9 protein-coding genes are annotated in these 12,325 nt (G+C 49.8%); 8 read left to right on the top strand and 1 reads right to left on the bottom strand.

Features of this window, described 5'->3' with window-relative positions; all coding sequences use genetic code 11:
- Nucleotides 1–3 precede the first annotated feature (3 nt).
- A complete protein-coding gene (locus tag AC8GE9_RS08820) occupies nucleotides 4–1,968 on the bottom strand; it encodes an AMP-dependent synthetase/ligase (protein ID WP_506676785.1) in 1,965 nt (654 codons plus the stop codon).
- A 316-nt stretch (nucleotides 1,969–2,284) separates the two neighbouring features.
- Here AC8GE9_RS08820 and AC8GE9_RS08815 point away from each other — a divergent pair, with 316 nt between their 5' ends.
- The 8 genes from AC8GE9_RS08815 (at nucleotide 2,285) to AC8GE9_RS08780 (ending at nucleotide 12,324) form a co-directional block, all read left to right on the top strand.
- Nucleotides 2,285–3,139 (top strand): GNAT family N-acetyltransferase, encoded by an 855-nt coding sequence (locus AC8GE9_RS08815; RefSeq protein ID WP_506676784.1) that lies wholly within the window; start codon nucleotides 2,285–2,287, stop codon nucleotides 3,137–3,139.
- 67 nt (nucleotides 3,140–3,206) lie between these two features.
- Nucleotides 3,207–5,108, top strand: coding sequence for a glycosyltransferase (locus AC8GE9_RS08810; RefSeq protein WP_506676783.1), 1,902 nt, complete (start codon nucleotides 3,207–3,209; stop codon nucleotides 5,106–5,108).
- Nucleotides 5,109–5,431: 323 nt separating this feature from the next.
- A complete protein-coding gene (locus tag AC8GE9_RS08805; RefSeq protein WP_506676782.1) occupies nucleotides 5,432–6,619 on the top strand; it encodes an aminotransferase class I/II-fold pyridoxal phosphate-dependent enzyme in 1,188 nt (395 codons plus the stop codon).
- Between the two features lie 285 nt (nucleotides 6,620–6,904).
- On the top strand, nucleotides 6,905–9,685 hold the full coding sequence (locus tag AC8GE9_RS08800) for a monovalent cation/H+ antiporter subunit A (protein WP_506676781.1): 2,781 nt from the start codon (nucleotides 6,905–6,907) through the stop codon (nucleotides 9,683–9,685).
- The gene (locus tag AC8GE9_RS08795) at nucleotides 9,685–10,038 is read left to right on the top strand and encodes a Na+/H+ antiporter subunit C (RefSeq protein WP_506676780.1); all 354 of its coding nucleotides are present in this window, start codon (nucleotides 9,685–9,687) and stop codon (nucleotides 10,036–10,038) included. Before AC8GE9_RS08800 ends, AC8GE9_RS08795 begins: the two co-directional genes overlap by 1 nt.
- A complete protein-coding gene (locus AC8GE9_RS08790) occupies nucleotides 10,035–11,573 on the top strand; it encodes a monovalent cation/H+ antiporter subunit D (protein ID WP_506676779.1) in 1,539 nt (512 codons plus the stop codon). Before AC8GE9_RS08795 ends, AC8GE9_RS08790 begins: the two co-directional genes overlap by 4 nt.
- On the top strand, nucleotides 11,573–12,061 hold the full coding sequence (locus AC8GE9_RS08785) for a Na+/H+ antiporter subunit E (protein ID WP_506676778.1): 489 nt from the start codon (nucleotides 11,573–11,575) through the stop codon (nucleotides 12,059–12,061). Before AC8GE9_RS08790 ends, AC8GE9_RS08785 begins: the two co-directional genes overlap by 1 nt.
- Nucleotides 12,055–12,324: a K+/H+ antiporter subunit F gene (locus AC8GE9_RS08780; protein ID WP_506676777.1), complete on the top strand. Its 270-nt coding sequence runs from the start codon at nucleotides 12,055–12,057 to the stop codon at nucleotides 12,322–12,324. Before AC8GE9_RS08785 ends, AC8GE9_RS08780 begins: the two co-directional genes overlap by 7 nt.
- The last annotated feature ends 1 nt before the right edge of the window (nucleotide 12,325 follow it).

Here is a 12,325-nt window from a genome sequence, read left to right as displayed (position 1 = left end):
TCGTCATGCCTTTCCCACGATAAACGTGGGGACCTCGTGCATCTTTAACGTTGCCGAGACCTTGCCTTCGCGCCCATCTTCAAAGCGCACCTGAGTCTCAATGAACTGTTCGGACAAACCGCCGTATATCGCACTTACAAGCGGAGCATACTTGCTCTCAACAAATCCACGCCTTACCTTCCGTGTGCGCGTCAGCTCATCGTCATCAGGATCAAGCTCCTTGTGCAACACCAAAAACCTAGAGATCTGCGCATGCCCGAGCATTGATTCTTGAGATAATTCTTCGTTCATCTTTTCAATACAGCCACGGATGAGTTCAGCCACAGCAGGATTACCCGTCAGATCCACATAGCCACTGTAGGCAATGTTACGGCGCTCAGCCCAATTTCCAACTGCTTCAAGGTCGATATTCACAAATGCACTGATCGTTTCGCGTCCCGAACCAAACACAACGGCTTCTTTAACAAAGCTAAAGAACTTCAGCTTATTCTCTATGTATTTAGGCGCAAACACTTTTCCATTGGCGAGCGTGGAGACATCTTTTGCGCGATCGATAATGCGAAGATCTCCGTCGCGATCGATGACACCAGCATCTCCAGTGTGGAAGTAGCCCTCTGCGTCAAACGCCTCATTGGTCGCTTCTTCGTTTTTGTAATAACGATCCATCATCGACACGCCGCGCACTAATACCTCGCTGTTGTCTCCGATACGAATCTCAACGCCGGGGGAAGGTTTTCCAACCGAGTCATATTTAACCTCACCGTCTCGATGGATACAGACATACGCACATGTTTCCGTTTGTCCGTATAGCTGTTTCAAGTTCACACCGATAGACCGATAGAATCTGAATAAGTCCGGACCAATCGCTTCACCCGCTGTGTAGGCAACACGAATGTTACTCATGCCCAAGGTATTACGTAACGGACCATACACACACATATTGCCCAAGGCGTACAACAGGCGCTGGCCCAATGACACCGGCTTGCCATCTAATAGATTGGAGCCGCATTGCCGAGCAACACCCATGAAGTAATCAAACATCTTGCGCTTGATACGACCAGCATCTTCCATGCGAATCGTGACAGAAGTCAGTAGTCCTTCGTATACGCGTGGTGGTGCGAAGTAATAAGTTGGACCGATCTCTTTCATATCCGTACTAACGGTCTCTCGCGACTCAGGGCAATTGACTGTAAATCCTGAGGCCAGACACTGGGCCATTGAAAACAAAAAGTCGCCTACCCATGCCATTGGAAGGTACGCCATCACACTATCTGCAGGTGACAGCGCATCAACCTCACAGGCACCTCTGCCGGCACCAATCATCGATGCATGTGTTTGGCAAACGCCTTTGGGCTTGCCCGTCGTACCCGACGTGTAGAGAATGACGCTTACATCGCTGGAGTGACCCATTGCAACTTGCGCATCAAAGTAGTCTGGCTTTGCTTGATTGAAACTGCGTCCCGTCTCCAAAAGTTCATCAATAAAGCAAAGCCTTGCATCGTCATAGCTCCGCATCCCCCTTGGATCGAGATAAAAAATATGGCGTAGTGCTGGAGTCTGATCTGCTATTTCAAGCAGCTTATCGACTTGCTCCTGATCTTCTGCAAACGCAAAACCGATCTCCGCATCTTGCAACACGTATGTCATTTCTGTTGCGACTGCGTCCTGATATAACGGTACAGCTATACCGCCAAGTGCATGTGCAGCAAGCATTGCCTGATATAAGCGAGGCCGATTGTCACCAATGATGCCGAGGGTCATGCCGCGACCAAAGCCCTTGCTTGCGAGTCCGCCGGCCAGTTCACGCACAGTCTTGGCTGCGTCAGCCCAAGACTCCGTCTGCCAAATACCAAGAAACTTCTCGCGATAAGCAGGATGCGTTGGCCGCAACCGTGCGTGCGACAGTAATAGTCGAGGAAACGTTGGATCGCGCGTTAAGTCGAGATTTTCTTGGGGCTGGCTAGACATGCGTAAATAACCTTTTTGTCTCATGCAAGCAGTTGTCTTTATATATCATTTGCCATTGAAACGGCTTGAACTTGCGTGATTCTTACGCGCATTTTGGGTAAGGGATAAAACAATAAAGTAATGGTGCTTTGCAGCATTATCTACTCGCATGCTCTGGCAAGATATTTAAGCTTCATAGGCTCACAACTTTGCCGGTAAAGTTAAAGCGAGTCATAAGATTGGAGATATGGATTTATTTGGGCCAACCATTCAATTCGAGGCGCTCAAACTGTCATAGAATTATCTTTATGAGTTCTCAAACAACAAAAAGTAAATCATGATGCTTTCGATTGAAAACATGTCGCAAGCTGAGGTAGCGATGGCCATTGAATGGGCTGCGCAAGAGGGTTGGAATCCTGGCATATCAGATGCATCGTCATTTCGGGTAGCAGATCCCAGAGGCTTTTTTATCGCGAAAATGGGCAATCAAGCTGTCGCTGTCATGTCGGCTGTACGATACGGAGAGCAGTTTGGATTTATTGGTCTTTATATCGCTCACCCAGATTTTCGCGGACGTGGCTTTGGCTGGGACCTTTGGCAAGTGGGCATGCGTCATTTACATGGCCGAGTCATTGGCTTAGATGGCGTTCTTGCACAACAAAGCAATTATCAAAAATCTGGGTTTCAACTTTCTCACCGTCATATACGATTTGAAGGCCGCTCACGAGGGGTTGGATTAGAGTCAGATTTTTCTAATATATCGACTGTCCCCCTAGATCAGATACCACTTTCAAAGATTCAGGCTTTCGACAGGTCATTCTTTCCAGAAGACAGAGCATTCTTTATATCTCAATGGATCCGGCAACCTGGCAGCTACGCGCTTGGTTTAATTCAAGAGGGTGAGATCTCTGGTTATGGCGTCATCCGCCCCTGTCGGGTTGGTTTTAAAATTGGACCTCTATTTGCTAATTCTGAGTTGGTTGCTGAAAAGCTTTTCATATCCCTTTGCGCTCTTTTAGCAAACGATACCCCGGTCTTTCTGGATATCCCTGAGTGCAATGCAGGGGCAATGTCACTTGTTCGCCGTCATCATATGCAGCCTATGTTTGAGACTGCTAGGATGTACACAGGAAGTGTAGGGGACGTGCGTTTAGATGACACATATGGCATGACTACATTTGAGCTAGGCTAAATATGAATCACACCTACCTGCTAATCGTTGGCTGCGCGGCATGCCGATATCCTCGCTGACAGCTCCCATGAATACTTCTGTAAAAATTTCTGACGTATCTGTGTCTGTTATCTTATTGTCACTCCTGCGTTGGGAGCAGACTGAAAGCTGTATTCGCAGTATTGTGGCTCACACGGAAGGCCCCTATGAGATCGTTGTCGTTGATATGGGTTCCGGGCAAGAGGTTGTTCAAAGCTTGCAGCAGTTGCAACTGACCTTGCCCCAATTGCGGCTTATTCGGAATACAGACAATCCTGGTGTGAGTGTTGGTCGCAACCTAGCTGTAAGGGCTGCTAAAGGTCAGTATGTGGTGTTCTTGGATAACGACACTGAGGTCACCGCTGGATGGCTGCCACCGTTGCTTCAGGCGATCGGTTCATCAGTCGATGTGGCTGCTGTAGGTTGCAAGATTGTTAGCCCCAAAGGAGCCGTGATCTGCGCTCCTGCCTTAGTCAAAACAGAATTTCTTCAAGGAAGGCTAGTCAAAATCGGTATGGAATTTCTTGGTGAGTTGGACCCTACTGACGCAGGCGTGGTGATGCCCGGCTTCGTGGATTGGTATCCAACTACGTGCCTACTGGTGCGCAAAGAGGCATTTTCGATGGTTGGCGGATTTGATGAGCATTTTTTGCGGTGCGAAGAAGACAAGGATCTAGGATTGTCACTGAGGCAAGCGGGTTATCGCCTGTTTTATACGCCGGAGACGACAGTCATACACCACAATGCTCGACCGTCTGACGAGTACAAGAAAATTCGCAATGATATACAAAAGCTCCTCAAAGACATTGCTTACTTTGAGAGTAAATGGGAATGCAGGCCATTCATCCGGCATGGACGAAATATGCTGAAAAGCGCAGGTTTAAGCGATGCGGTGATCGAAAAGGTTAAGCGTTTTAGTCTCATCAACCAAATTGTCGAGGACAAGCTGGAGATTCGTGAGTTGATCTTGACTGTGACTGATGTTTGTAATCATCGCTGCTCGATGTGTTATTACCATGAGAGTCTGAATCAAAAAGTCTCCGTCTTGACGCTGAATGAGTATCAAAAAATTGCAGCAAGCATGGGGACCCTTAATATATTGTGGGTCTCTGGCGGTGAGCCTTTCTTGAGGCGTGACTTGGCTGAAGTCTGTGGAGCATTTTTTGATAAAAATCCCCTGCAGCATGTATTTATCCCAACTAACGGTTCACAGCCCCATCAGATTGAGGTTGCGGTTCAAGCATTACTTGATCGTATGCCAGGAGTACGACTCACGATTATGTTTTCTTTGGAGGGATTGGAGGCTGCTCATGATGACACCCATGGTGTGACGGGTGCTTTTGAATTAGTTAAGTCATCGATTAATCGATTGCACTTCTTGAGAGCTCGTCAACTAAAAAGTGGTCGCACTTTTGGAATTTTGCTAAACACAGTAGTCTCAAATCGGAATGTACATGAAGTGCCAGCACTTATGGACTACGTAAAAAATAATATGTTAGTGGATTCCCATTTCCTCTCACCGCTTCGTGGCATGCCCAAAGACAACAGCCTAAGCCCACCTTCGCAAAGCGTATTTCGGAAATTACTCGATGATGCAGCGCCATTTTTTGATCACTACACAAAGCGCAGCATCAGTGACTCCGCCGAGCAAGAAGTCATTCACACTCGCCGTCAAAGACGACATCAAACTTGGCTTGATGTGCTCAGCGGAGGGCCGTTGCCAAACACCTGCCAAGCTGGGCGTTTGATTGGTGTGCTTGAGCCTGATGGTGGTTTGCGCTTGTGTGAGGAATTTCCCATTGTTGGTAACGTTAGAGATCATGGGTATGACTTCGGTCGCGTGTGGTTCTCTTACAAGGCCGATGCCAGCAGACGTAACGTCCCAGGTTGTAAGTGCACGCATGCCTGTTTTATTGGTGCATCTGAACCTCGGCAGAGCGCGAGTTCATGAACAATAGATAAATCTGGTGTGCATGATAAACGAGTAAATATTGCAAATAGTGAAATAGTGATCGACATCACCCCAGAGCAAAACAAGGTGGCATTTTGGGTTTAGAATTTGACAATGTCTTGTGATGCTGGGGTGCACGAAAAACCAACTGAAGTGACAGGCCCCAAAGCCCGTTTTTAGCTTTTACACTCGCTTCTATATTTCAAATTTATCTTTGTAACGCCTTGATTTTAAAGCTTTAAACATATCTTAATTTTCTCATAATTCGTTGGTGCCGTGTTCGACTTACGGGTGGGCACCACTTCTTTTTGAATGACTCATCCATGAAACGGTATTCCTCTCGGATGGCGGCGGTCGATGCCCCCATCATTCCCGCCATCGCTGAACTGGTTCGCAGCAACCCCGGTACGATTTCGCTGGGGCAAGGCGTTGTTAATTATGGCCCCCCAGAGGACGCGATCAAAGCGCTTCCGGGACTGATGGGCGATACGCAACTTCATAAATATCAGTCCGTTCTAGGGCATGCAGGTCTTCTCGAAGCGCTCGCTCAAAAACTCAGCGCTGAAAACAATATTCAACCCGGTTCAGAGTCACTCGCGATGGTGACTGCGGGCAGCAATATGGCATTTTTAAATTGTGTCATGGCTGTAGGCGATCCGGGTGATGAATTTATTTTGCCGATGCCGTTTTACTTTAATCAGGAAATGGCGATCAGGATGTCTGGCTGCGTGCCCGTGACAGTCCCCGTCAACGAGGACTGGAGTCTCGATGTCGAGGCGCTGGCGGCCGCCATTACGCCGCGCACGCGTGCCATTATCACGGTTTCCCCTAACAACCCGACAGGGGCTGTGTACTCCGAGGCATCCTTGACTGCCGTCAACAAACTCTGTGCTGAAAAGGGGCTTTACCATTTTAGCGATGAGGCGTACGAGTACTTTACCTACGATGGATCGAGACACTTTTCACCAGCGTCTTTGCCCGGTGCGGCTCGGCACACTTTTTCGTTTTACTCGATGTCTAAAAATTACGGCATGGCGAGTTGGCGGCTAGGATATGTGGTTTTCCCGGCTGATTTATTTGATGCCATGAACAAGGCGCAGGATACCAATTTGATTTGTGCACCGTTGCCCTCACAATTGTTGGCGCTGCAGGTGCTGAAATATGGTCGCGCATGGGTTGCGCCCAAGATAGAGGCGCTAGCTGCTGTTCGAGAAAATGTGTACGCGGCGCTGAGTCAGCTCGGTGATCTAGTGCAGTTTCCCAAAACACAGGGTGCTTTTTATGTTTTGATGAAAATGCCTGGGCTCAAGGATGAGCAGGATCCGCTCGCCTTTAATCGCGCCATGGCGCAGAAGCACAAAGTGGTCTCCATTCCAGGTTTTGCTTTTGGCTTGACCAATACACAAGACGCAAATTATCAACGTTTGTCTTATGGTGCACTGCAGGCCGCTAGCGTCTCAGAGGGCGTTGAGCGTTACGTCGCGGCTGTGAAAGACTGGTACGGAAGATAAAGCAATGCTGTGATCAGTATCTCGATCACTTTGAAATCACATCTGCCCCAGATCCAGAAAGTCTCATGCGCTCGCGTTACAGCGCCTTTGTGCCGGATGCACATCATGGTGATTTGGAATTTGTAGCGGCGCAGGTCAATGACGCAACCGGCTAAATCAGCCCAGATTCTGAGACTTTGTTATCATGCAAAGCGCAGTAGGCGAGCCTGCACGTAGGGATGCTCATGAGGGCATGACGGCTGCTTGTCTATTCACATGCAACGCCACAACTGTGACATTAATGTTATGACACTACTGACGATTATTCTGTTACCACTGCTTGCCGGGTCGACGGTTGCGCTTCTCGCTGCGAGGGTGAGCCGTTTAGCCTCCGCCTTGGCGGTCGCTGCCGTGACGTTCGCTAGCCTGGGGTTACTACTTGGTTTTAGTGATGCCATCTTTAGCGGCCAAAAAATAGTCACCAGCATTCCATGGATGCCTGGGCTCGGGATTAATTTCGCATTCAGGCTGGATGGTCTCGGATTTCTGTTTACGCTCCTGATTTTGTGTATCGGTTTGCTGATCATTCTGTATGCCAAATATTATTTGGCTGAATCTGATTCGATTGGTAAGTTTTACGCCATGCTTATGGTGTTCATGGCGGCGATGCTGGGCATCGTATTGACTGAAAATATTTTGCTCACCTTCGTTTTCTGGGAGCTCACTAGCCTGTCATCCTTTCTGCTGATTGGCTATTGGAACCACAAGGCCGAGTCGCGCCGGGGTGCTCGGATGGCGCTGACCGTCACGGGTGGTGGTGGTTTAGCGATGTTGGCGGGTTTTCTTTTGCTGGGTCATGTGGCGGGAAGCTACGAACTCACGCAGATTTTTGCGGCGCGCGACATCGTTCAGGCAAGTCCTCTGTATTTACCGATTTTGCTTCTCATTTTGCTCGGTGTCTTTACGAAGTCGGCACAGTTTCCCTTTCATTTCTGGCTCCCCCAGGCGATGGCAGCGCCCACGCCAGTCTCGGCCTATTTACACTCCGCGACCATGGTCAAAGCAGGTGTGTTTATGCTGGCGCGTTTGTACCCGGTGCTGGGTGGGACCTACGACTTTGAGATCATCGTCTCGGTCGTTGGGCTCACGACCATGGCCTTTGCAGCCTATGTTGCGATTTTCAAGCATGATATCAAGGGTTTGCTGGCCTATTCCACGATTAGCCATCTTGGTCTGATTATGTTTTTGATTGGTTTGAGTTCGCCGCTTTCGGCTGTGGCGGCGGTCTTTCACATTATTAATCACGCGACCTTCAAAGCCTCTTTATTTATGGTCGCTGGCATCATTGATCACGAATGCGGCACGCGGGACATGCGCCGTTTAAGGGGCCTGTTCAAATTCATGCCTTATACCGCCACGCTGGCCATGGTCGCAGCAGCGTCGATGGCAGGTGTGCCTTTGTTCAATGGTTTCTTGTCCAAAGAAATGTTCTTTGTCGAGTCGCTCGCCCTGTCTCATCTCGGTTGGTTCGGTGAGGTGGCGCCCTGGGTGGTGACTTTTGGTGGAATATGCAGCGTCGCATACTCCACGCGCTTTATACACAACGTTTTCTTTAACGGTACTGCGACGGATCTGCCCCACACGCCTCATGAGCCTCCCCGTTTTATGAAGGTACCGGTTGAGCTCTTGGTTGTTCTTTGTATCTTGATTGGTGTGCTACCTGCGCTGACGGTTGCTCCGCTTGTCTTTTTGGCTGCTGTTGATGTATTTGGCGGACCGATTCCCTCCTATACGATTGCGATCTGGCATGGCTTTAACATCCCCTTGCTGATGAGTGTGATTGCATTGTTTGGTGGCGTGCTGGTGTTCTGGTTGTTACAAAATCGTTTTAACTTGCATCTGATGACGCCTAAAGAGCTCAATGCAAATCGGATTTTTGTTCATACGATTGAATCTTTACTCGCTTTTGCGCGGAGTCTGACCGCACGTTTGCAAAATGGTTCTCTGCAACGTTATTTAGCGCTCTTGATCGTGAGCGTCATTGTCCTTGGTGCGTGGCCCTTTATGCAGTTTGGCTACACGACCGGTGATGCACCGTTGACGGATGCGAGTCCGTTGGCGGTCATTGTCTGGGTGATTGCCGTGGTGGGTGCTCTTGCGACAGCGGTGTTTCATCGTCAACGCTTGGTGGCCGTGATCTTGATCGGTGTCGTGGGTTTGGCGACCGCGCTGACTTTTGCTTATTTTTCAGCGCCTGATTTAGCGCTGACCCAGCTTGCGGTCGAGGTCGTGAGTACAGCGTTGCTGTTGATGGCCCTGGCTTTGTTGCCGCTTACGGGTCCCAAGGAGTCAAGTTTGTCGCGTCGTAGTCGCGATATTCTTTTATCCGTCTTGGCGGGTGCTGGTGTGACGGCATTGATGTGGGCTGTGTTGACACGACCGCTTGATTCGATTGCCTGGTACTACTTGGCTGAAAGCGTTGGGCGGGGAGGTGGCTCAAACGTCGTAAACGTGATCTTGGTCGACTTCCGTGGTTTTGATACGTTTGGTGAAATTACGGTGTTGGGAATCGCCGCGATTGGTGCGTTGAGTTTGATGGATGGTTTGAGTATGGAGCGCAAGCTCTCGCCCGCTGTGCTCAATTCCGTGATGCTTTCTGTTGCCGCACGCATTTTGCTGCCGTTTGCCTTACTGGTCAGTGTCTACATTTTCTTGCGCGGACATAACTTACCTGGTGGAGGTTTCATCGCGGGTCTGATCACCTCGGTCGCACTGGTGATGCAGTATATGGCGGGAGGTCTGTTGGCGACGTCAAAAACACTGAGTATCGAGTTTCCAAAGGTGATTGGAAGCGGGGTCTTGATTGCCGGGCTCACTGGGTTGGGTAGTTTTATTTTTGGCTCAGCATTTTTGACGAGTACTTTTGGCCATCCCGTATTGCCCTTGATCGGAGAGGTACCGCTAGCAAGTGCGGCCGCTTTTGATTTGGGCGTATTTTTGACTGTGGTCGGCTCAACGCTGCTGACAATTTCGGCCTTGTCCGGGGCGAGTCAACGTCCCGGTCCTGTTGCAGGAGTGACTCAATAATGGAATTACTACTGTCTTCCGCGCTGGGTATTGTGACGGCATGCGGGATTTATTTGATGTTGCGTGGTCGGACATTTTCAGTGGTACTGGGACTGTCACTCTTGGGATACGCCGTCAATCTGTTCATCTTTGCGATGGGTCGCTTGGTGGCGGGTCGTCCTCCTGTGATTTCTGAGCAGGCTTTGTCGTACGCCGATCCTATTCCCCAGGCTTTAGTGCTCACAGCGATTGTGATTGGTTTCGGGATGACGGGATTTATCGTTGAGCTTGCGTTGAGAACACGGCATGAGACCAAGTCTGACCATGTTGACGGTCACGAGGCTGAGCCGCAACAGGAAGGCAAGAGCGCATGAATCATCTTCTTGTTCTGCCGATCATTCTTCCGGCATTGACGGCCGCATTGTTATTGTTTTGTGGACGTCAACTCGGGCTGACTCGTGTGCTGAGTTTGTTATCGACGGCCTTATTACTCGCTGTGTGCGTGTCTTTGTTCCTCGATGCAGAAACAGGCGCTTTTCAGACCTATGCGCTCAGTGATTGGGTCGCACCCTTCGGTATTGTGCTCGTATTGGATCGTCTGTCCGGTCTATTGGTGTTGCTGACAGCGGTCGTCGCACTCGCTGCCCTGTTTTACGCGATGCAGGGTTGGGACACGCGTGGAAAATATTTTCACGCGCTTTTTCAGTTTCAGTTAATGGGTATTAATGGCGCCTTTTTGACGGGCGATCTATTTAATCTGTTCGTGTTTTTTGAAGTCCTGCTGATCGCGTCTTATTGTTTGCTGATGTATGGGTTTGGCGAAAGACGCTTGCGTGCCTCGGTTCACTACGTGGCGATCAACCTGACGGGTTCTGCCGTATTTTTGATTGCAGTCAGTTTGCTCTACAGCGTGACGGGTACGCTCAATATGGCGCATCTTGCTGAGGTGGTTGCACAGTCCGCACCCGAATATATTGCACTGATTCGCTCCTCTGGCCTGATGTTGCTCGCTGTGTTTGGTATCAAGGCTGCATTATTTCCCCTCTATTTCTGGCTACCTGCCGCGTACTCAAGCGCCTCGGCGCCCGTGGCGGCCTTATTCGCCATCATGACCAAGGTTGGGGTGTATTCCATCTTGCGCTTCACAACCTTGATATTTCCAGACAACACAGGTCCTGCGGCGGATTTGACGACCCCTTGGCTTTTGCCCGTGGCAATCGTCACACTGATTCTTGCGGCTCTCGGTGCGCTTGCGGCTAAACGCTTGCTTGAGTTGTTTGCCTATCTCACGATCGCTTCAGTGGGTACGATTTTGATTGCTGTTTCGGCGGGAGGGGTGGCGGGTCTTTCGGGTGGGCTGTTTTATTTGATACACAGCACGCTGATTATGTCGGCGCTCTTTTTGTTGGCTGAAATGATTGGGCAGGCGCGAGGAGAGGCTCAGGATCAGCTCCATCAGGGACCGATGCTCTTAAAACCTGTTTCGCTCGGAATAGTCTTTCTTGTAGGTGCGGTGATTGTTGCGGGCTTGCCGTTGTCCTCTGGTTTTCTGGCCAAACTCATGATTTTGCAAAGTGCGATGCAAAGCAGTTCGATGCCCTGGGTTTGGGGCTCAATTTTGGTTTCAAGCCTGTTAGTTCTGATTGCGCTGTCACGCGCGGGAAGCATGATTTTTTGGAAAACCTCTCACGAGACCTCCTCACAGGCTGTGGCGCCGGACAGTTTGCGGTGGCTGCCGGTTATGGGTCTGTTGGGTTGCAGCCTCTTGATGGTGGTGTATGCCGCGCCTCTAAAGCGTTTTACGGATGCTACCGCGCAACAACTCAGCACACCAAGCCAATACATCAAGGCAGTCATTGGTCAAACGACAGATCGTGCCCCACGCCCTCTGCCTGTGGAGGCAAAATAATGAAAGCTTGGTTTCCTTATCCCGTTCTGTCGCTTTTGCTGTTTGTGGCTTGGCTGCTGCTTGTCGCAGAAGTTTCCGTCGCGCATGTCTTGTTGGCGTTTTTTCTAGCGTGGGGCATCCCTATGCTTTGTAGACCATTTTTAAAAGATTTGCCCCCCGTTCATCATGCTTTTGCGACGTTGCGTTTAGTGGCTCTAGTCACCTACGATATTGTCATGGCAAACATTGTGGTGGCACGTTTAATCTTGGGTCCGACAGCTCGCTTGCAGCCTGTCTTTGTTTCTGTGCCGCTCACACTCACGCAGCCGATGTCTATTTCCTTGCTCGCAAGTATTATTACGATGACGCCAGGAACAGTCTCCTCGGATTTATCGCATGACAACAAGATCCTCATCGTGCATGCGCTGGATTGCAGTGATCCTGAGGCGCTTATCGCGGATATTCAACAACGTTACGAAAAACCTCTCTTGGAGATTTTCGGATGCTAGACATTTCAATCAAAATTGCTTTGGTCGCGATCGCAGTATCGATGGCGCTGACTCTTTATCGGCTCATCAAAGGTCCTGATACACCAGACAGGATTCTTGCGTTGGATACGCTGTATGTCAATGCTGTCGCCTTGCTGGTTGTGTTAGGGATCTATGACAATAGTTCTATTTATTTTGAGGCGGCGTTGCTGATTGCGCTGATGGGATTTGTGGCGACCGTCGCACTTGCACGCTATATTGCGCGCGGCGATGTGATGGATTGAG

Source organism: Zwartia lucis (genome assembly GCF_965234455.1).
In the GTDB taxonomy this organism is placed as follows: Bacteria; Pseudomonadota; Gammaproteobacteria; order Burkholderiales; family Burkholderiaceae_B; genus Zwartia; species Zwartia lucis.
This window is presented reverse-complemented; position numbering and strand designations above follow the sequence as displayed.

What these genes read in the sequence shown, in the direction of transcription:
- AC8GE9_RS08820 (WP_506676785.1), bottom strand. Translation starts at nt 1,968, where the DNA reads ATGTCTAGCCAGCCCCAAGAAAATCTCGACTTAACGCGCGATCCAACG.
- AC8GE9_RS08815 (WP_506676784.1), top strand. Translation starts at nt 2,285, where the DNA reads ATGATGCTTTCGATTGAAAACATGTCGCAAGCTGAGGTAGCGATGGCC.
- AC8GE9_RS08810 (WP_506676783.1), top strand. Translation starts at nt 3,207, where the DNA reads ATGAATACTTCTGTAAAAATTTCTGACGTATCTGTGTCTGTTATCTTA.
- AC8GE9_RS08805 (WP_506676782.1), top strand. Translation starts at nt 5,432, where the DNA reads ATGAAACGGTATTCCTCTCGGATGGCGGCGGTCGATGCCCCCATCATT.
- AC8GE9_RS08800 (WP_506676781.1), top strand. Translation starts at nt 6,905, where the DNA reads ATGACACTACTGACGATTATTCTGTTACCACTGCTTGCCGGGTCGACG.
- AC8GE9_RS08795 (WP_506676780.1), top strand. Translation starts at nt 9,685, where the DNA reads ATGGAATTACTACTGTCTTCCGCGCTGGGTATTGTGACGGCATGCGGG.
- AC8GE9_RS08790 (WP_506676779.1), top strand. Translation starts at nt 10,035, where the DNA reads ATGAATCATCTTCTTGTTCTGCCGATCATTCTTCCGGCATTGACGGCC.
- AC8GE9_RS08785 (WP_506676778.1), top strand. Translation starts at nt 11,573, where the DNA reads ATGAAAGCTTGGTTTCCTTATCCCGTTCTGTCGCTTTTGCTGTTTGTG.
- AC8GE9_RS08780 (WP_506676777.1), top strand. Translation starts at nt 12,055, where the DNA reads ATGCTAGACATTTCAATCAAAATTGCTTTGGTCGCGATCGCAGTATCG.